The organism is Streptomyces sp. NPDC056452 (assembly GCF_042796085.1).
Lineage (GTDB): Bacteria > Actinomycetota > Actinomycetes > Streptomycetales > Streptomycetaceae > Streptomyces.
In genome coordinates this window covers 1-18,205 of the sequence record NZ_JBHTRI010000039.1, presented here as the reverse complement: position 1 = coordinate 18,205, position 18,205 = coordinate 1, and the positions used below count along the sequence as shown (strand labels likewise).

General features: G+C 70.3%; 18 protein-coding genes. 4 read left to right on the top strand and 14 right to left on the bottom strand.

The window, feature by feature from the left end:
* Window positions 1-73: 73 nt before the first annotated feature.
* The 7 genes from fbaA to ACFQ6X_RS30190 all read right to left on the bottom strand — a co-directional run bounded on the left by fbaA (window position 74) and on the right by ACFQ6X_RS30190 (window position 6,648).
* Window positions 74-1,105, bottom strand: a complete 1,032-nt coding sequence (gene fbaA, locus ACFQ6X_RS30220) for a class II fructose-bisphosphate aldolase (protein ID WP_351181550.1) — start codon at window positions 1,103-1,105, stop codon at window positions 74-76.
* A gap of 189 nt (window positions 1,106-1,294) precedes the next feature.
* Window positions 1,295-1,834: an orotate phosphoribosyltransferase gene (pyrE, locus tag ACFQ6X_RS30215; protein ID WP_329209525.1), complete on the bottom strand. Its 540-nt coding sequence runs from the start codon at window positions 1,832-1,834 to the stop codon at window positions 1,295-1,297.
* Window positions 1,835-1,878: 44 nt separating this feature from the next.
* Window positions 1,879-2,673, bottom strand: a complete 795-nt coding sequence (locus ACFQ6X_RS30210; protein ID WP_383186069.1) for an aldose 1-epimerase — start codon at window positions 2,671-2,673, stop codon at window positions 1,879-1,881.
* 58 nt (window positions 2,674-2,731) lie between these two features.
* The gene (locus ACFQ6X_RS30205) at window positions 2,732-3,721 is read right to left on the bottom strand and encodes an SRPBCC domain-containing protein (RefSeq protein WP_383186067.1); all 990 of its coding nucleotides are present in this window, start codon (window positions 3,719-3,721) and stop codon (window positions 2,732-2,734) included.
* Window positions 3,722-3,805: 84 nt separating this feature from the next.
* Window positions 3,806-5,404 (bottom strand): polyamine aminopropyltransferase, encoded by a 1,599-nt coding sequence (locus ACFQ6X_RS30200; protein ID WP_383186065.1) that lies wholly within the window; start codon window positions 5,402-5,404, stop codon window positions 3,806-3,808.
* Between the two features lie 150 nt (window positions 5,405-5,554).
* Window positions 5,555-6,076, bottom strand: coding sequence for a DUF2617 family protein (locus ACFQ6X_RS30195; RefSeq protein WP_383186063.1), 522 nt, complete (start codon window positions 6,074-6,076; stop codon window positions 5,555-5,557).
* Window positions 6,077-6,384: 308 nt separating this feature from the next.
* Complete coding sequence (locus ACFQ6X_RS30190; RefSeq protein ID WP_383186061.1) at window positions 6,385-6,648, bottom strand: hypothetical protein; 264 nt, start codon at window positions 6,646-6,648, stop codon at window positions 6,385-6,387.
* A 118-nt stretch (window positions 6,649-6,766) separates the two neighbouring features.
* Here ACFQ6X_RS30190 and ACFQ6X_RS30185 point away from each other — a divergent pair, with 118 nt between their 5' ends.
* A complete protein-coding gene (locus ACFQ6X_RS30185; protein WP_383186059.1) occupies window positions 6,767-7,966 on the top strand; it encodes a pyridoxal phosphate-dependent aminotransferase in 1,200 nt (399 codons plus the stop codon).
* Between the two features lie 84 nt (window positions 7,967-8,050).
* Here the strand turns inward: ACFQ6X_RS30185 and ACFQ6X_RS30180 are convergent, their stop codons facing one another.
* The 3 genes from ACFQ6X_RS30180 to clpB form a co-directional block, all read right to left on the bottom strand.
* Entirely contained in the window at window positions 8,051-8,596 is a 546-nt protein-coding gene (locus ACFQ6X_RS30180; RefSeq protein ID WP_383186057.1) for a YbjN domain-containing protein, read from the bottom strand.
* Window positions 8,597-8,667: 71 nt separating this feature from the next.
* Entirely contained in the window at window positions 8,668-9,933 is a 1,266-nt protein-coding gene (locus tag ACFQ6X_RS30175) for an MFS transporter (RefSeq protein WP_383186055.1), read from the bottom strand.
* Between the two features lie 385 nt (window positions 9,934-10,318).
* Window positions 10,319-12,919 carry an ATP-dependent chaperone ClpB gene (gene clpB, locus ACFQ6X_RS30170; protein ID WP_383186171.1) on the bottom strand — a complete coding sequence of 867 codons (2,601 nt, stop codon included), beginning with the start codon at window positions 12,917-12,919 and terminating at the stop codon, window positions 10,319-10,321.
* A gap of 137 nt (window positions 12,920-13,056) precedes the next feature.
* On the opposite strand from clpB, the gene ACFQ6X_RS30165 reads away from it, so the two are divergent.
* Window positions 13,057-13,458 (top strand): pyridoxamine 5'-phosphate oxidase family protein, encoded by a 402-nt coding sequence (locus ACFQ6X_RS30165; RefSeq protein ID WP_383186053.1) that lies wholly within the window; start codon window positions 13,057-13,059, stop codon window positions 13,456-13,458.
* Window positions 13,459-13,561: 103 nt separating this feature from the next.
* Here ACFQ6X_RS30165 and ACFQ6X_RS30160 read toward each other — a convergent pair whose 3' ends face one another.
* Together ACFQ6X_RS30160 and ACFQ6X_RS30155 are read right to left on the bottom strand one after the other, a co-directional pair.
* A complete protein-coding gene (locus ACFQ6X_RS30160) occupies window positions 13,562-13,882 on the bottom strand; it encodes a (2Fe-2S)-binding protein (protein WP_329209504.1) in 321 nt (106 codons plus the stop codon).
* Window positions 13,879-14,139, bottom strand: a complete 261-nt coding sequence (locus ACFQ6X_RS30155) for a 5'-nucleotidase (RefSeq protein ID WP_383186051.1) — start codon at window positions 14,137-14,139, stop codon at window positions 13,879-13,881. The genes ACFQ6X_RS30160 and ACFQ6X_RS30155 overlap by 4 nt, the downstream gene beginning before the upstream one ends.
* Before the next feature lie 152 nt (window positions 14,140-14,291).
* Between ACFQ6X_RS30155 and ACFQ6X_RS30150 the strand changes: the two genes are divergently transcribed.
* Both ACFQ6X_RS30150 and ACFQ6X_RS30145 read left to right on the top strand, forming a co-directional pair.
* Window positions 14,292-15,299 carry a helix-turn-helix transcriptional regulator gene (locus ACFQ6X_RS30150; protein ID WP_329209500.1) on the top strand — a complete coding sequence of 336 codons (1,008 nt, stop codon included), beginning with the start codon at window positions 14,292-14,294 and terminating at the stop codon, window positions 15,297-15,299.
* Window positions 15,300-15,384: 85 nt separating this feature from the next.
* Window positions 15,385-16,404, top strand: coding sequence for a LuxR C-terminal-related transcriptional regulator (locus tag ACFQ6X_RS30145; protein ID WP_383186168.1), 1,020 nt, complete (start codon window positions 15,385-15,387; stop codon window positions 16,402-16,404).
* Between the two features lie 30 nt (window positions 16,405-16,434).
* Here the strand turns inward: ACFQ6X_RS30145 and ACFQ6X_RS30140 are convergent, their stop codons facing one another.
* Together ACFQ6X_RS30140 and dnaJ are read right to left on the bottom strand one after the other, a co-directional pair.
* Window positions 16,435-16,881: a heat shock protein transcriptional repressor HspR gene (locus ACFQ6X_RS30140; protein ID WP_014155378.1), complete on the bottom strand. Its 447-nt coding sequence runs from the start codon at window positions 16,879-16,881 to the stop codon at window positions 16,435-16,437.
* Between the two features lies 1 nt (window position 16,882).
* Window positions 16,883-18,070, bottom strand: coding sequence for a molecular chaperone DnaJ (gene dnaJ / locus ACFQ6X_RS30135; RefSeq protein WP_383186048.1), 1,188 nt, complete (start codon window positions 18,068-18,070; stop codon window positions 16,883-16,885).
* Window positions 18,071-18,205: the final 135 nt, after the last annotated feature.

Genomic DNA, 18,205 nt, shown 5'->3' with positions numbered 1-18,205 from the left:
CTTTGACGCCGGACACGGAACGGGCCCGGCACCCCAGGAAAGGGGGACCGGGCCCGGTGCGTCCGTGACGTACTTACTTCAGCTTGGTGCCCGTGGAGCGCAGGTCGGCACAGGCCTGCGTGACACGCACGGCCATGCCCGCCTCGGCGGACTTGCCCCAGCTGCGCGGGTCGTAGACCTTCTTGTTGCCGACCTCGCCGTCGACCTTCAGCACACCGTCGTAGTTGCGGAACATGTGGTCCACGATCGGGCGGGTGAAGGCGTACTGGGTGTCGGTGTCGAGGTTCATCTTCACGACGCCGTTCTCCAGCGCGGTGGCGATCTCCTCGGCCGTGGAGCCGGAGCCGCCGTGGAAGACGAAGTCGAACGGCTGGCTGCCCGCGGCCTTGCCGTACTTGGCGCCGACGCCCTCCTGGAGGTCCTTGAGGAGCTCGGGACGCAGGACGACGTTGCCCGGCTTGTAGACGCCGTGGACGTTGCCGAAGGACGCTGCCAGCAGGTAGCGGCCCTTCTCGCCCAGACCGAGCGCCTCGGCGGTACGCAGCGCGTCGTCGACGGTCGTGTACAGCTCGTCGTTGATCTCGTGCGTGACGCCGTCCTCCTCGCCACCGGTCGGGGTGATCTCGACCTCGAGGATGATCTTGGCGGCGGCGGCCTTGGCGAGCAGCTCCTGGCCGATGGCCAGGTTGTCGGCGAGGGTCTCGGCCGAACCGTCCCACATGTGGGACTGGAACAGCGGGTTCAGGCCCTTGGCGACGCGCTCCGCGGAGACCTCGATCAGCGGACGGACGTACGTGTCCAGCTTGTCCTTGGGGCAGTGGTCGGTGTGCAGGGCGACCGTGATGTCGTACTTGGCGGCGACGATGTGCGCGAACTCGGCCAGGGCTACGGCGCCCGTCACCATGTCCTTGTTGTGCTGGCCGCCCAGGAATTCAGCCCCACCGGTGGAGATCTGGACGATGCCGTCGCTCTCCGCCTCCGCGAAGCCGCGCAGCGCAGCGTGCAGGGTCTGGGTCGACGTCACATTGATGGCCGGGTAGGCGAACTTGCCTGCCTTCGCCCGGTCGAGCATCTCGGCGTAGACCTCGGGGGTTGCGATGGGCATCTGTCCGCTCCTTGGGATGTGCGGGTGTGCAGTGCTGGTCCCTGACCTGGGGGCGACGTCATCGTCGCCCCCATCTTTCCAGACTCTCGCCCCGGCTCCACCCTGCCCGTGGCCTGAGCATCTTTACGGGCGTACGCGAAGGGCGGCCGGTTTCACGTGAAACCGGCCGCCCTTCAGGAAACGTGCAGGTCAGGCCAGGTCGAGGTCCGCGACCCCGTAGGCGTTGACGTAGGGCAGACCGGCCTCGGCGATCGCCGGAGCGGCACCCCGCTCCACGATCACGGCAACGGCGACGACCTCACCGCCGGCCTCGCGCACCGCCTCGACCGCGGTCAGCGGGGAACCACCGGTGGTCGAGGTGTCCTCGACGACGAGGCAGCGGCGGCCCTTGACGTCCGTGCCCTCGATCCGGCGCTGCATCCCGTGCGCCTTCTGCGCCTTGCGGACGACGAACGCGTCGAGGCTCTTCCCGCGCGCCGCGGAGGCGTGCAGCATCGAGGTGGCGACCGGGTCGGCGCCCAGCGTCAGACCGCCGACGCAGTCGTAGTCCAGCTCGGCGGTGGCGTCGAGCATCACCTGGCCGACCAGCGGCGCGGCCTTGCCGTCCAGCGTGATCCGGCGCAGGTCGATGTACCAGTCGGCTTCCAGACCCGAGGAGAGGGTCACTTTGCCGTGCACCACGGCCTTGTCCTTGATCTGCTGGAGCAGCTCAGCGCGTACGTCAGTCATGCTCACGAGGGTAAGCGCTGCCGCGGCCACGCCGTGGCCACGTCTCAGAGCCGCACCCAGCTCCAGGTCGTCACGATCTCGAGCGGGTCGATCGGGGTGACCAGCCGGGGCGCGGTGTTCAGCCCGTTCGGCGGACCCGACTGCGGCTCCACGCACACGGCCTCGGGCTGCTCGTCGTAGATGACCACCCACTCGTCCCGGCTCTTCACCGTCAGCTCCAGCTGCTCGGGCCAGGTGAGCTTCACATCGACGCCCTCGGGCATCCCGAAGCAGTCGTCCCAGGGGCCGGGGCGGGGGTCGATCCGGCGGCCGGTCGGCAGGTGGTTGTCGCCGCGCTCCTCCTGCCAGGCGGCGTCGAAGTCGATCCGCACATCCTGGCCGCCGGTGTTGCGGAGGAACCAGGGGTGCCAGCCCGCCTGTGCCGGGAAGGAATTCCCGTACGTCTCGACACCCATGCGGAGCGTCAGCGCGTCCTCGGTCAGTTCGAAGGACTGCGTCACCCGGCCCTCGTACGGCCACGGGTCGGTCAGGTCGTAGAAGAAGGCAGCCTCCGCCTCGTCCTGCCGGGCGGGCTGCCAGGCTGTGTCGCGGCCGGTGCCGTGGATCGCGTGCGGCGGGGAGTCCACCGGCAACCGGTGCAGCTCGCTGCCGTTACGGAACAGGCCGTTCTCGGTGCGGCCGCACCACGGCACCATCGGGAAGCAGCCGTACCGCTCGCCCTGGCGCAGCAGTTCGGTGCCACCGATCCGCAGGCTGCGGATCCGGCATCCATGGACGGGGTCAACGGTCAACTCGGCGTCGCCGGCGGTCAGCCGGACGTCCTTCGCAGCTCTGCTCACCCCAGAACACTACTGGCGCGGCCAGGGGCTGTCCCGCTGTCCCCGGACGGGGCAGCGGTTACCTCCGACGCCGCAGAGCCCGGCCCACGACCACGGCCGAGGCGATCGCGAGGGCGGCCGCGGGAGCGATCCAGCGCAGGGTGACTCCGGCGGTCATGTCGTCCTGCGAGGGCACGGGGGCGTACCGGCCGCGCGGCGGAGCGTGGTCGACCTCCTCCGTACTCCGGCCGATCATGGTGCGCCGGGCGTGTGCGGCCTCGGCAGGCGGTCCGTCCGGCACGGTGAACTCCAGCTCCGCGGCGGGGTCGAGCGAGGGCGGCGGCACGGGGGCGTCGAACACGGAGCCCTTGTCGCGCACCTCGCCGGAGGCGGAAGCCTCGGACGGCTCGGAGGCAGACGACTCGGAGGCAGACGGCTCGGAGCCGGACACATCGGAGTCGGACGAATCAGAGGCGGGCGGCCCGGGCTTCGACGCGTCGTCCGGAGTGGAGTCCGCGGCACCGGGCTCTTCCGAGGCGGAGCCGGAGCGCGCACTGCCCTCCGGCGCCTGGTCGTCCCCGGACGACTGGTCACCCCCCGGCGCGGTTTCGGGAGCGGTCTCCTGCGCATCCCGGGCAGCCAGGGACTCCGTCACCAACTGCTGCGTGAAGCGGTCCAGCAGCCGTTGCGCCGCGGCGAGCGCCGCCGCCTCCTCCAGCTCCACGATGCGGCCCTCTCCGCTCGCCGACCCGCTGAAGGCGACCGTCGTGCCGCCGTCGGTCTCCGTGAGCCCGACGGTCAGGGACAGCTTCGCCGACCCCGCGCCCCGGGCCTCCACGCCCTCGCCGGACACGAGGAAGGCGTCGTCGCCCCGGCCGGTGAGCGTCAGCGTTCCCCGGTACGTGATCGTGTGGCCGTCGATCCGGATCTTCAGCCGGCCCGTCAGGGGACCCGCCGTCGCATCGGCGTCCTGCTGGAGGCCGGGGACACAGCGCGCCACACGGGCGGGGTCACCCAGCGTCCGACGAAGGGACGCGACCGGAACCGGAACGAACACCTCATGCTCCATACCGACCGAGCCTACTCAGCCGGGGCCGTCCCGTCAGCGCTTCCACACCCCGTACACCGTGAGGTCCACACCGCCCCGTCCCGCTCACGGTTCCTCCCAGTAACGCGGATGCACCAGCGTCGAAGGCATCACACCCCTCAGCCGTACCCGCTCCGCCGAACGCCCGGCCGCCAGCAGCTCCCGCTCCCCCAGGGAGCGCAGCCCCGGCACCCGCCCGTCGAGGCCGAGCGGGCCCACCGCGTGCGGAGCGGCGAGCACGAAACCCCAGTCGTGCGGCGCCTGCGACCCGCCCGTGGCCCGGTCCGGGCCCGCGGCGAACCCGGTGAGCCTGCCCTGGACGCGGTACGGGCGGGTCGCCAGGCCGCCCGCCCTCATCGACGCCTCCACCGTCCAGAACGTCTCCGGCCTGCTGCCCAGCGGCCCCGCGTGCACCACCAGCCGGCCGCCCGGCTCCAGGGCCTCCTCGACCAGGCCGTAGAACTCCGCCGAGTAGAGCTTCGTACTGGCCGTGATCCCCGGGTCGGGAAGATCCGAGATCACCACGTCGTAGCGCTCCCCCGTGGCCCGCAGCCAGTTGAACGCGTCCCCGTCGGCCGCTGTCAGCCTCGGATCCCGGTACGCGTGCCCGTTCAGCCCGGAAAGCGCAGGGTCCGTACGGGCCAACCGGGTGACGGCCGGGTCGAGCTCGACCACCACGACGGACTCGACGTCGGGATAGCGCAGCACCTCGCGGGCGGCCAGCCCGTCGCCCCCGCCGAGGATCAGCACCCGCTCGTGCCGGCCCCTCATCGCCGGGTGCACCAGTGCCTCGTGGTAGCGGTACTCGTCGCGCGAGCTGACCCTCAGCCGGCCGTCCAGATAGAGGTCGAGCGAGCCCCGCCCCGCTCCGGTGAGGACGACCTCCTGCACCTCGGTCTGCACGGCGACCCGCACCTCGTCCCCGTACACCGCGCGCCGCGCCGCCCTCTCGAAGTCGTCGACCAGGACCGTGGCCGTGGCCAGCACCGTGATCACCACGGCGTTCGCGGCGATCAGCAGCCAGCGCTCGCGGGTGCCGAGGTCCCGCCGGAACACCCAGAGCACCAGCGCACCGCCCGCCGCCGCGTTGACGGAGCCGGTGAACAGCGCCCCGGTGAGCTGTCCCATCATCGGCAGCAGCAGGAACGGGAACGCGAGCCCGCCGACCAGGGCGCCCACGTAGTCGGCGGCGAAGAGATCGGCGACGGCCCCGCCCGCGTCCTGCCGGTCGACCCGCTGGATCAGCGTCATCAGCAGCGGGATCTCCGCGCCGATCAGGATCCCGATCGCCATCGAGAACCCCACCAGCGCATAGCGCGACTCCCCGAGCCAGGCGAACGACGCGTACAGCACGAGGGCCGACGATCCGCCGACCAGCGCGAGGGCGGCTTCGATCAGCCCGAACCCGACGGCGGCGCGGCTGCGTAAACGTTTCGCGAGAAGCGAGCCGATGCCCATCGCGAACACCATCACGGACAGCACGACGGAGGCCTGGGTGACCGAGTCACCGATCAAGTAGGAGGCCAGTGCGACCAGTTCGAGCTCGTACACCAGACCGCAGGCCGCGCAGATGAAGACCACGGCCAGCACGAGGAATCGGCCGGTCCTGGGCCGTACGGGAAGCCGCGCCGCGCCCCCTCGCAGCGACACCTGCTGGTCGATCATGACGCGAACGCTACGTTACGGCGCGGTCGCCGCTTGTCACCCACAAGGGTGTAAGTGAGGCACTCCGGAGGCACATCGCATGCGCCCCGCACCTACGCAGAACGGCCCCACGCCCGGCCACGGACCTGCGCAGACCTGCCCCGCGCCCGCTCACAGCGCCGGCGCGTGCATCCGCACCCCCACCCGGGTCCGGGTCACCACCAACTGCCCCTCCTGCGGGTACGCGTGCCAGGTGCGCCACCTCACCTGGCCCTCCGAGTGCTGCGCCAGCATGGCCGTGAAGGCGTACGGGCTGCCGGGAAAGGTCCCCGCAAGGCCGTGCGGATGGTCGGTCACCAGCGCGAGCAGCTCCTGTGCGCGCCCCGCGAACGAGCCCTCCGAGAGAGTCTCCACGCGCGCCGCGAACTCGTACTCCCACTCGCCCATCCGCTTGGCGACGCCGAGCGGCAGGGGCGTGCTGCTGCCCGGAATGCAGGCAACGGTCTCGGAACAGGTACCGCGCTCCTCCTCCAGAAGGACCTGGTGGGAGGCACCGAGCAGCCTCATCTGCAGCTTGGCGCACGGCAGTTCGAGGTCGAGGACGGCGAGGGCCGGCAGCGGCTCGCGCCCCAGCGCCCAGGCCAGATCGGCGGCACGGGTATCGGAATAGGCGGTCTGGAGGGTCGTGAGCATGGGTCGGCTCCGCAAAACACACATGGACACACGGACAGGAGGTGCCCCCGGTGCTTCGCACCTAGGGGAAGGGGAACGCCTGAACCGGCCCGATCAGGGTCCGATGGCTGAATGTTCCCTACAGCGAGGGAATCATGAAGTACGCCACACTCACAGCGTTTTTACCCAACTTGACGTGGTTTCCATCCCCTCGGGGGCAGCACGGTTCATCTGTTCCAGAAAAGCCCAACGAAAAGGTGCCCGGCGGGAGTTCACCCACCGGGCACCTCACGGACACGGCGTCCGCCGTCCCGGTCGGGCCGACCGGTTCAGCTTCCCCCGCCGCCGCATCCGCCCCCGCCGCCGCACGACGAGCTGCTGCCCCCGCACGACGAGCTGCTGCTGCCGCACGAGTGGCCGCCGCCGCTGTCGCCGGCCCACCAGCCCCCCGCCCCGCCCCCACCGGCGCTGCCCGCGCCCCGGCGCCGACGGCGCCCCGCAGGCGCCTTCCTCCTGTTGGTCGCCCTCGACAGGAACGCGACCGCACCCCCGATGATCACCAGGACGACCACGATGAAGATGAAGTGCTCCACCGACCTCACATCCTTCTGTTCCCCCGAAGCGAGGTCCCCGCTTCTCACGTGACAGGGGGATTCCCGTGCCCCGCCGCGGCCAAAGCAGACTTGAGCAACTCCAGAGCTTCGGCACAGGATGGCGCCCATGACACAGGGACGACAGGGACGACCGCTGCTCAACCGCCGCCTCGCCGAGTTCGGCACGACGATCTTCGCCGAGATGTCGGCGCTGGCCGTACGGACCGGATCGATCAATCTCGGCCAGGGCTTCCCCGACACCGACGGCCCGGAGGAGATCCGTGAGGCCGCGGTCCGGGCACTGCGCGCCGGCGACGGCAACCAGTACCCACCGGGTCCCGGCGTCCCCGAGCTGCGCTCCGCGATCACGGAGCACCAGCAACGGCGATACGGACTGGCGTACGACCCCGACACCGAGGTCCTCGTCACGACGGGCGCCACCGAGGCCATCGCCGCCACCCTGCTGGCACTCCTGGAGCCCGGCGACGAGGTCATCGCCCTGGAGCCGTACTACGACTCGTACGCCGCCTGCATCGCCATGGCGGGCGGTACCCGCGTCCCCGTCACGCTCCACCCCGACGAGGGCGCCTACCGGCTCGACCTCGACGAACTCCGCGCCGCCGTCACCCCCCGCACCCGGCTGATCCTGCTCAACACCCCGCACAACCCCACCGGCACCGTCCTGACGCGCGAGGAGCTGGCCGCCGTCGCCGGGCTCGCGTGCGAGCGCGACCTCCTCGTCGTCACGGACGAGGTCTACGAGCACCTGGTCTTCGAGGGCGAGCACATCCCGCTCGCCTCCTTCCCCGGCATGCGCGAGCGCACGGTCACCATCAGCAGTGCGGGAAAGACGTTCTCGTTCACCGGCTGGAAGGTCGGCTGGATCACCGCGAGCCCCGCGCTGGTCACCGCGGTCCGGTCCGCCAAGCAGTTCCTGACGTACGTGTCGGGCGGGCCGTTCCAGTACGCGGTCGCCGAGGCACTGCGCCTGCCCGACAGCTACTTCGACGGACTGCGCGCGGACCTGCGCGCCAAGCGCGACCTGCTGAGCAGCGGCCTCGCCGAGGCCGGCTTCGAGGTCTACAAGCCCGCCGGAACGTACTTCGTCACCACTGACATCCGGCCGCTCGGCGGTGAGCAGGACGGCTTCGCGTTCTGCCGTGCGCTGCCCGAGCGGTGCGGGGTCGTCGCCATCCCCAACGCGGTGTTCTACGACCACCGCGAGCAGGGCGCGCCCTTCGTGCGCTTCGCCTTCTGCAAGCGCACGGACGTACTGGCCGAAGCGGTGACCCGCCTGAAGAGCCTCGCCGCGGGCTGATCACCGGGGCACGAGAAAGCCCGGCCCGGCGGCGCGGTCGCGATGACCACCGCCTCCGGCCGGGCTGTTCGCACCGGAGCCGGATCAGGCCTCCGGGGACTCCTCGTCCGCGGGCTTCGCGTCGGCGGGCTCCAGGCCCAGGCGCTCCACGAGCCACTTGTCGAACTCGATGGAGGCCCGCACCCAGCTGACCGTCGAGGAGACGAAGTGCTCCAGGCTGACGCCGGTGCCGATGAGCATCTGCGCCTCACCGATCAGCCGCACGGACGCGGCAGCGCCCTCCTCGCCCTCGTGGGCGTGCGTGTAGACCTTGGGCCACAGGGTGCGGCGGTTCCAGTCGTCGATCGCGTCGAGGAGCACGGGACGCTGGTCGACGGGGTGGGGGCGGTCGTAGAACGTACGGACGGAGAAGACCTGCTGCTCCTCCTCGCCGCGGAACATGAAGTACGTGCGGAACTCTTCCCACGGCGCTGCGAGGTCGCCCTCGTCATCGACGACGTACTTCAGCTCCATCTGCTCGAGAAGCTGCTTGACGAGGTCCTGGTCAGGGACAACGGGTCCCTCGGGTCCTGCCGCCTGCGGCTCGGGCTGGCCCCCGAAGTTAGGAATCGAGGACGGGTCGATAGACATCGCTGGGTACTCCTGTGGATCGCTCGTGGTTTCCTGCCATCGACCCTAGCCGCGATCGGCGGCCAGTAGTCCTACGCCCTCAGGGGAATCGTCCCTGCGCCGGTCCCCCGGGCCCGCGACCAGGCGAAGGCGACCAGGATCGCGCACAGTGTTCCGAGAAGTCCGGCCCCTCCGATCGTGTCCGAGGACGATCCGGACAGCTCCGCCGCCAGACCTCCCGCCGCGACGCCGATCCCCTGCATGGCGGTCAGCCCCGACCTCGCGAGCCCCAGTACCTGGCCGCGCTGGCCGGCCGGGGTGAGCAGGACGAAGGTCGCGCCGGCGGTGATCTGGTAGGCCGAGCACACACCCGATGCCATCAGCAGCAGGACAGCGACCGCGACACCGGGACCCGTCCAGTACAGGAGCAGCGGCAGATTCGCGCCGACCGCCAGCGGCCCGAGCAGCCGGCGGCGCCACTCGTCCCCGACGCTCGCGCGCCCGAGCAGGGCGGCGCCCAGCACCATTCCCGCCGGGTGCGCGGCGAGCAGGAGCCCCACGGAGGCGCCGCCCCCGCCGGCCTCGGCCGCGAACGGGGCGGCCAGTCCCTCCGGCAGCACGATGAACCCCGCCAGCCAGCCCAGGGCGACCAGCGCCCGCAGCCTGGGGTCCGCCCAGATCAGCGCCGCCCCACTCCTGACCTGCATGTGCAGCCTCGTCTGCCGCACGTCGTCGCTCGCGATCGGCCGTGCCTTCACACCGAACCTGATCAGGGACGCGGAGAGCAGGAACGAGGCCGCGTTCAGCCCCAGGGAGAGGTGGCTGCCCAGCCACACGACGAGCACACCGCCACCGGCGAAGCCGACCAGCTGCCCCGCCTGGTGGGTGATCAGCATGACGCGCTGGCCACGCTCGTACCTCCGCTCGCCGAGCACCGTCGGCAGCAGAGCGCCCTGCGCGGCGCCGAAGGGCGCCTCGGCCAGCTGCGCCAGCACGAGCAGTCCCGCCAGCAGCGGCAGCGGCGTTCCCGGCAGGGCCATCAGCCCGACCAGGGCGGCGCGCACCAGGTCGCATCCGACCATGACGGTCCGCCGGGGGAAGCGGTCCGCGAGCCCGGAGAGCAGCACCCCGGACAGCAGGGCGGGCAGGGTGGTCAGGGCGTACGTCGCCGCGGTCCAGCCGGCCGACTCGGTTCGTTCGAAGACCAGCAGCGACAACGCCACCCGCGCCAGCTGGTCACCGAGGACCGACTGAGCATAAGCCGCCCAAAGAGTGCGAAATTCGCTGAGGCGAATTAGATTGTCACTTTTGCAATCCTTCGACTCCGGGCTTATCTCATCAGGTATGCGCTCCGTCATGCGCGTACCTTACCGGCTGCAGAATTCCGCATATACCCCCTTCAGCAGATCATGAAAGGTGGTCCGGAGTGTCCTGTTATTGAGCGGAAACCGGTCTGTTGCCTGGCCGTTGACCGGAGTGCGATCTGGATACGGATATGCACCGGCCTCGCCCTGAGAACACCCTGGGGCGGCACACCGCGCCCGTCATCCGGCCACGGAATGGAAATTTTCGGCTCGATTTAGTGGGCAACCGCCGGTACGCCCGACTTACTTCTCGGGCGCACCACCAGGGCGCTTCATCAATCAAGGGTGTCGGATGCACGCATCAATGCAAACGATGCCGCGCACACACGTGCCCCCGGCCCGGACGCAGGGTCCGGGGGCCGGGGGCACGACGAGTGGTCTACCTGGCCTCCTCCGAGGGGACGGCCCCGACGAGCAGACCGTCCCCGGCCCGGTCCACCCGCACGGTGTCGCCGTCCTTGACCTCGCCCGCGAGGATCTCCTTGGCGAGCCGGTCGCCGATCGCCGTCTGGATCAGCCGGCGCAGCGGCCGGGCGCCGTACGCCGGGTCGTTGCCCTCCTCGGCCAGCCAGGCCAGGGCGTCCGGGGTCACATCGAGGGTGATCCGGCGGTCGGCCAGCCGGCCCGCGAGGCGGCCCACCTGGAGGCCGGCGATATGGGCGAGCTCGTCACCGGACAGGGCGGAGAAGACCACCAGGTCATCGAGCCGGTTGAGGAACTCCGGCTTGAAGGACGCGCGTACGACATCCATGACCTGCTGCTTCTTCACGTCCGGCTTGGTCAGGGGGTCGACCAGGAACTGGCTGCCGAGGTTCGACGTGAGGATCAGGATGGTGTTGCGGAAGTCCACCGTCCTGCCCTGCCCGTCGGTGAGCCGGCCGTCGTCGAGCACCTGCAGCAGGATGTCGAAGACCTCGGGGTGCGCCTTCTCCACCTCGTCGAGCAGGACGACGCTGTACGGGCGGCGGCGGACGGCCTCCGTGAGCTGGCCGCCCTCCTCGTAGCCGACGTAGCCGGGCGGGGCGCCGACGAGCCGGGCGACGCTGTGCTTCTCGCCGTACTCGCTCATGTCGATGCGGATCATGGCCCGTTCGTCGTCGAACAGGAAGTCGGCGAGTGCCTTGGCCAGCTCCGTCTTGCCGACCCCGGTCGGGCCGAGGAAGAGGAACGATCCGGTGGGCCGGTCGGGGTCGGCGATCCCGGCGCGGGTGCGGCGTACCGCGTCCGACACGGAGCGCACGGCCTCGGTCTGGCCAATGAGCCGGCGGCCCAGCTCGTCCTCCATGCGCAGGAGCTTCTGGGTCTCGCCCTCCAGGAGGCGTCCGGCCGGGATTCCCGTCCACGCCCCGACGACGTCGGCGATGTCGTCCGGCCCGACCTCCTCCTTGACCATGGTGTCCTGGGAGGCCTCCTGCTCGGCCTCGGCCGCTTCGGCCAGTTCGCGCTCCAGGCCGGGGATCTCCCCGTACAGCAGCTTGGACGCGGTGTCGAAGTCGCCGTCGCGCTGGGCGCGTTCGGCCTGGCCGCGCAGTTCGTCCAGGCGCTCCTTGAGCTCACCGACGCGGTTGAGCCCCTGCTTCTCCTTCTCCCAGCGGGCGGTCAGGCCCCGCAGCTCCTCCTCCTTGTCGGCGAGGTCGCGGCGGAGCTTCTCCAGGCGCTGCTTGGAGCCCGCGTCGGTCTCGTTCTTGAGGGCGAGCTCCTCCATGTGCAGACGGTCGACGGCCCGCTGGAGCTCGTCGATCTCCAGGGGCGAGGAGTCGATCTCCATACGGAGCCGGGAGGCCGCCTCGTCGACGAGGTCGATGGCCTTGTCGGGGAGGAAGCGTGAGGTGATGTAGCGGTCGGAGAGGGTCGCGGCGGCGACCAGCGAGGAGTCCGCGATCTGGACCTTGTGGTGCGCCTCGTACCTGCCCTTGAGACCGCGCAGGATCGCGATCGTGTCCTCGACGGACGGTTCGGCGACCAGGACCTGCTGGAAGCGGCGCTCCAGGGCGGGGTCCTTCTCGATGCGCTCGCGGTACTCGTCCAGCGTGGTGGCGCCGACCATGCGGAGCTCACCCCGGGCGAGCATCGGCTTGAGCATGTTGCCCGCGTCCATCGAGGAGTCGCCGCCGGCACCCGCGCCGACGACGGTGTGCAGCTCGTCGATGAAGGTGATGATCTGGCCGTCGCTCTCCTTGATCTCGGACAGGACGGTCTTGAGGCGTTCCTCGAACTCACCGCGGTACTTGGCGCCCGCGACCATCGCGCCGAGGTCGAGGGAGACGAGCCGCTTGTTCTTCAGCGACTCGGGGACGTCCCCCTTGATGATGCGCTGGGCGAGCCCTTCGACGACGGCGGTCTTGCCGACGCCGGGCTCCCCGATGAGCACGGGGTTGTTCTTCGTGCGGCGGGACAGCACCTGGACGACGCGGCGGATCTCCTGGTCGCGTCCGATGACGGGGTCGAGCCTGCCCTCGCGCGCGGCGGCCGTGAAGTCGGTGCCGAACTTCTCCAGGGCCTTGTACTGGCCCTCCGGGTCGGGTGTGGTCACGCGGCGCCCTCCCCTGCTCTTCTCGAATGCGTCCAGCAGCTTCTTCGCACTGGCTCCCTGCTGAGTGAGGATCTCACCGGCGCGGCCGCCCTTGGCCGCGACACCGATCAGCAGGTGCTCGGTGGAGAGGTAGTCGTCGCCGAGTTCCTTCGCCCGCTGTGCGGCGTCGGAGATGACGGCGAGCAGCTCACGGTTGGGCTGCGGCGGGGCGACGGTGGATCCGGTGACGCTGGGCAGCGCGCCGAGGAGCCGCTCCGTCTCGGCACGCACGGCCACCTGGTCGGCGTCGACCGCGGCCAGCAGGTCGATGATGTTCGCGTTGTCCTCGCCCGCGAGCAGGGCAAGCAGCAGATGCCCGGGGGTGAGGTCGGGGTGCCCGTCCTTGACGGCCCTGCTGGTGGCCGCGTTGAGGGCGTCCCGGCTCCTGTTGGTCAGCTCGGCGTCCACGGGCGCTGTCTCCTCCTTGTGCTGGTGCTTCTCGGCTTCACTGAAGTATGACTCGAACAACGGGTACAAAGTTGAGTCTATTCCACTCAAGCCTGACCGGGTGCGGGTGTCGCGACCGTTCTCTCTAGGCTGACCCCATGCCTGACGTTCGCAACCCCGGCCCCGAATACCTCGCCTTCTGGCGGGAGCGCCATGTGTGCACCCTGACGACGCTCCGCCCGAACGGCACCCCGCATGTGGTGCCGGTCGGCGTGACGTACGACCCGCAGACGCGGCTGGCACGTGTCATCACCAGCGGGAAGAGCCGGAAGGTCGCCCACGTGCTGGCAGCCGGCCCCCAGGGCGCACGGGTCGCGGTCTGCCAGATGCAGGGACGCCGCTGGGCGACCCTGGAGGGCCTCGCGACGGTCCGCACGGAGCCCGGGCAGGTGGAGGACGCGGTACGCCGTTACGCGGAGCGCTACGAGCGCACTCCGGCACACAACCCCGACAGGGTCGTCATCGAGATCGCCGTGGACCGGGCGCTCGGCAGAGGCTGAGAAAATCCACCCGGGCAGCACAACGGCGCCATCGTGTTCAGGTCACGATGGCGCCGTTGTGTGGGGGAAGCGCCTGAACGATATGGAACGACGGGGGAATCGTTCAGGCACTGCGGGGGGTGGCGGAGATGGCTTCTTGTTCGAACAGCTCGTGGTCCCGCTGATCGAGATTGACGAAAATCATGCCGTACCTCACGGCACAGCGAACCGGTTGCGGCGCCCCGCGGGGCCGGCGAAGACAGCGATAGGCGCGGACGTCGTCGTCCGTTTCCATCACCACGACGATCGGCTCTCCGAACAGGGTGACCATCAACGAATCGCCACGGCCGGTGAGCGCCGTGAGCAGATCGATGAAGTGCCACCCTGACCGATAGGCCGTGGCCATCTCCCGCCGGAAGGTGCGGTCGTCCGGAGGGGTGGTCATGCGCCGATAAGGGCCGGAGCGGACCAGGCGATGTCACCCGGTGCGGAAGCGGCCGGAACGCCCCAGGCGATGTCACCCGGTGCCGGCGCGGCCGCGGCACCCCAGGCGATGTCACCCGACGTGGAAGCGGCCGGAGCGCCCCAGGCGATGTCACCCGGTGCGGGCGCGGCCGCGGCACCCCAGGCGATGTCACCCGATGCTGCGACAGCCTCCCCGCCCCATGCGATGTCGCCCCCGCCCGCCAGTCCAATGCCCAAGGCTGCAACGAACGAGGCGGCAAGCGCCGAGCGAAGCATTCGCTTATACATAGTCGGCTTCGTCCTCACTTGTGGATTCTTCTCCCCCGCTCTTAAGACGATGTCTCACCCAGGCACTCGAACACCACTGAGTCGATGCATCATGTTCCTGCATGTTCAGGAACCTGGGGGGTGGAGATATGACTACAAGCTACACAAAGCCGACACATCCTCACGGGATCACCGAACTGTGCGAAGAGGGAGGGCGGCTTTACGCCAGCGCCTTGCGCTCCGGGCGCATCGCCCGCGCCGAGGTGGCAGCCGCTCCGTGCCTGATCGACTTCGCCCTACTGCATCCCGATCCCGACGACGCGGACTGGCTCCGGCCCGTGCCCCCGTCCGCCGCGCTGGCCAAACACCTGCACCCGCTCGAACGCGAGATCCTCGAACGCCGCCGGCGCTCCGTCCTGCTCACGGAGTCCTTCGAGCCCTACATGGACATCAGCGCCCAGGACCCGCCGACCACCCACGCCATCACCGTCCTTGAAGGCGCCAACCGGATCAACGCGGCACTGGACCTCGCCACGGCCGAGTGCCGGACCGAGGTCCTTACCGTCCAGCCGGGGGGCGGCCGGAGCGAGGACCGCCTCATCGAGGCCCTGGAGCGGGGCCTGTCCGTCGTGGACCGCGGTGTTCGCATCCGCACGCTCTACCAGCACACCGTGCGGCACAGCCCCGCCACCCTGGCGTACGCCGAACGCATAGCGGACGAGAACGTGGAGATCCGCACGCTCGAGGAACTCATCGAGCGCTTGATCATCTTCGACCGCACGGTCGCGTTCATCCCCGCCACCGACGACCGCCAAGTCGCCCTGGAACTCAGGCATACGGGACTGGTCGAGTACCTGGCCAAGGTCTTCGAACAGCTCTGGACCCGGGCGGCTCCCCTGCTGGAGGAAGTCAAGTACAACCCGACGACGCTCGGCATCAGTGGAGTTCAGCATGCAATAGCCCAACTCCTCGTCGAGGGACACGTCGACGACTCGATTGCGCGTCGTCTCGGCATGAATGTCCGCACCTGCCGCGCACATGTGGCCAAACTGAACGCCGCGCTCGGCAGCAACAGCCGCGCCCAACTCGGCTATCTGATCGCACAGTCAGGGATCCTGGATCAGGAGTGATCCGCTCCCGGCGCACCACCATTCCCCCGGAGCCGGACTTCCGCCACCGTCATCTTGTTGCAGTGCAGAAAAATGAGGGCCCCAAATCGACGTGGAAAAGGCAAAACCGACCCATTCGCATGGGAACCGAGAGCTGTGCGACCCGGCGATACGCCTGTACAAGGAAGCGCTGCGCGCGGGACGCCTCCCCCGCGCCGACCTGGACTCCGCTCCGTGCCTGCTGGAGATGGTCCTCGTCCAGCCCGATCCGGCCGACGACGCGTGGCTTCGTCCGGTCCCGCCGTCCGCCGCCCTGGCCCACCTGCTGCAGCCGATCACCAGGGAGATAGACGAGCGGATCCGGCTGACCTCCGCACTGTCCGGGGCGCTGGCGCCGCTGATGGCCGTCGCCGACGAGGACCCCAACCACGCGATCACCGTGCTCGAAGGCCGGTCGCTGATCATCTCCGTGCTCCGGGAGGCATCCACCCATGCCAAGGAGGAGGTCCTGACGGCGCAGCCGGGGGGCAACAGGCTCACGCACAACATGCGGCAGGGGCTGGAGAACGCCCGCTCCGCGATCGCCTCGGGAGCCCGTCTGAAGCACATCTACCAGCACCCCGCACGCTACAGCCCAGGGCTCAAGGACTATGTGGCGGAGATACCGCCCGACCGCCTCCAGGTGCGCACCGTCGAGCAGACCGTCGAACGCCTCATCATCTTCGACCGCGCCGTGGCCTACATCCCTGCCACTCCCACACGGGAGACAGCACTGGAAATCCGCCATCCCGCCCTCGTCACCTATCTCACCCAGGTCTACGAGGTCCTCTGGGCGCAGGCCACCCCCCTCACCCAGCAGCTCCCCGCAACCGTCCCCGGCGCCCCCGTCACCGCCGTCCAGCAGAGCGTCGCCCGACTGCTGGCCGAGGGCCACGTCGACGACGTGGTGGCCCGCAAACTGGGCATCAGCGTCCGCACCTGCCGCTCCCACATCTCCAAGCTCATGCAGACGCTCGACGCCCGCAGCCGGACCCACCTGGGAGCGCTCATCGTCCGGTCCGGCATCGCCGAGGCCGGCACCGGGACAGCACAGAGGCCCGCCCCTGGGGCCATGAACGGGTCATGACGCCCTGGGGCGGGCCTCTTCAGCCGGTCTTCAGTCCTTCGGCCTCTTGGGCCGCCAGACGACCAGCGCGCTGGTCTGCTGCACGTCCTGGTACGGCACCAGGTCGCGCCGGTACGAGGCGTGCACCTGGGCCTCGCGCTGCTGCATCGCCACGGCCGCGCCGTCCACCGCCGCGGAGAGCTCGGCGACGCGCTGCTGGAGCGCGGCGACCTGGTTCTCCAGCTCGATGATGCGCTTGATGCCCGCCAGGTTGATGCCCTCGTCCTGCGACAGCTGCTGCACCGTGCGCAGCAGCTCGATGTCGCGGGCCGAGTAGCGCCTTCCGCGTCCGGCCGTACGGTCCGGCGAGACCAGGCCGAGGCGGTCGTACTGGCGCAGCGTCTGCGGATGCAGGCCCGAGAGCTGGGCCGCGATCGAGATCACGTACACCGGTGATTCATCGGTCAGCTGGTACGGATTGCGTCGACGGCCGTCCATCTCAAGCTCCCTTCGCAGCCTGGAACAGCTCCGCCCGCGGGTCCTCCCCCGCGGTCGCCTTCCGGTAGGCCTCCAGCGCTTCCTGCGCCTCTGCGCCGAGGTCTGTGGGCACGGACACCTCGACGGTGACCAGGAGGTCGCCACGGGTGCCGTCCTTGCGCACGGCACCCTTGCCGCGGGCCCGCATCGTACGCCCGTTGGGGGTTCCTGCCGGGAGTTTCAGGGTGACCGGAGGCCCGCCGAGCGTGGGGACCTTCACCTCCCCGCCGAGTGCCGCCTCCACGAAGGTGACGGGCACGGTGACGGTGAGGTTGTCGCCCTTGCGGCCGAAGACCGGGTGGGCGTCGACATGGACGACGACGTAGAGGTCGCCGGCCGGGCCGCCGCGCTCGCCCGGGCTGCCCTTGCCGCGCAGCCGGATCCGCTGGCCGTCCAGCACGCCCGCCGGGATCCGCACCTGCATGGTGCGGGCCGACTTCGCCCGGCCACTGCCCTTGCAGACCTCGCAGGGGTCCTGGGCGATGAGGCCCCGGCCCTTGCAGTCCACACAGGGATCGGTGAGCGAGAATCCGCCGCCGCTGCCGCGTGACACCTGGCCGGTGCCGACGCAGGTCGGGCAGACCCTCGGGGTGCCGTTCCTGTCGCCCGTACCCGAACACGCCTTGCAGGGCGCCTGGCTGGACATCCGCAGCGGGACCGTGGCCCCGTCGACGGCCTCGGTGAAGCTGAGCGTCACCTCGGACTCGATGTCCTGGCCGCGGCGCGGCTGGACACGGGTGCCCGCACCGCCCCGGTTGAACAGTCCGCCGAAGACGTCGCCCAGGCCGCCGCCACCGCCGAACCCGCCGGCACCGCCGCCCTGGCCCGCGCCCGGGGCGCCCCCGAAGAGGTCGCCCAGGTCGAAGTTGAAGTTGCCCCCCGCGCCGCCGGGACCCGCCCGGAAGCCTCCGTTGCCGAAGAGGGCGCGCGCCTCGTCGTACTCCTTGCGCTTCTTGGGGTCACCGAGGATGTCGTTCGCCTCGGAGATCTCCTTGAAGCGCTCCTCCGCCTTGGCGTCGCCCTTGTTGGCGTCCGGGTGGAACTCGCGGGCGAGCTTCCGGTACGCCTTCTTGACCTCGGCGTCGGTGGCGTCCTTGGGGACGCCGAGGACCTTGTAGTAGTCCTTCTCGACGAAGTCCTTCGTGCTCATCGACGTCCCTCCTTCCGGACGATCGGCCGTGGGGGGGGGCCCCCGGCCGGCCCCCCCCCCCCCCCGGGGGGCCCCCCGCCGGGGGGCGGGGGGGGGGCACGCCGGGGGGGCGCCCCGCGCCCCCACGGCTGGGCG

What these genes read in the sequence shown, in the direction of transcription:
- fbaA (WP_351181550.1), bottom strand. Translation starts at nt 1,105, where the DNA reads ATGCCCATCGCAACCCCCGAGGTCTACGCCGAGATGCTCGACCGGGCG.
- pyrE (WP_329209525.1), bottom strand. Translation starts at nt 1,834, where the DNA reads ATGACTGACGTACGCGCTGAGCTGCTCCAGCAGATCAAGGACAAGGCC.
- ACFQ6X_RS30205 (WP_383186067.1), bottom strand. Translation starts at nt 3,721, where the DNA reads ATGGAGCATGAGGTGTTCGTTCCGGTTCCGGTCGCGTCCCTTCGTCGG.
- ACFQ6X_RS30200 (WP_383186065.1), bottom strand. Translation starts at nt 5,404, where the DNA reads ATGATCGACCAGCAGGTGTCGCTGCGAGGGGGCGCGGCGCGGCTTCCC.
- ACFQ6X_RS30195 (WP_383186063.1), bottom strand. Translation starts at nt 6,076, where the DNA reads ATGCTCACGACCCTCCAGACCGCCTATTCCGATACCCGTGCCGCCGAT.
- ACFQ6X_RS30185 (WP_383186059.1), top strand. Translation starts at nt 6,767, where the DNA reads ATGGCGCCCATGACACAGGGACGACAGGGACGACCGCTGCTCAACCGC.
- ACFQ6X_RS30180 (WP_383186057.1), bottom strand. Translation starts at nt 8,596, where the DNA reads ATGTCTATCGACCCGTCCTCGATTCCTAACTTCGGGGGCCAGCCCGAG.
- ACFQ6X_RS30175 (WP_383186055.1), bottom strand. Translation starts at nt 9,933, where the DNA reads ATGACGGAGCGCATACCTGATGAGATAAGCCCGGAGTCGAAGGATTGC.
- ACFQ6X_RS30165 (WP_383186053.1), top strand. Translation starts at nt 13,057, where the DNA reads ATGCCTGACGTTCGCAACCCCGGCCCCGAATACCTCGCCTTCTGGCGG.
- ACFQ6X_RS30160 (WP_329209504.1), bottom strand. Translation starts at nt 13,882, where the DNA reads ATGACCACCCCTCCGGACGACCGCACCTTCCGGCGGGAGATGGCCACG.
- ACFQ6X_RS30150 (WP_329209500.1), top strand. Translation starts at nt 14,292, where the DNA reads ATGTTCAGGAACCTGGGGGGTGGAGATATGACTACAAGCTACACAAAG.
- ACFQ6X_RS30140 (WP_014155378.1), bottom strand. Translation starts at nt 16,881, where the DNA reads ATGGACGGCCGTCGACGCAATCCGTACCAGCTGACCGATGAATCACCG.
- dnaJ (WP_383186048.1), bottom strand. Translation starts at nt 18,070, where the DNA reads ATGAGCACGAAGGACTTCGTCGAGAAGGACTACTACAAGGTCCTCGGC.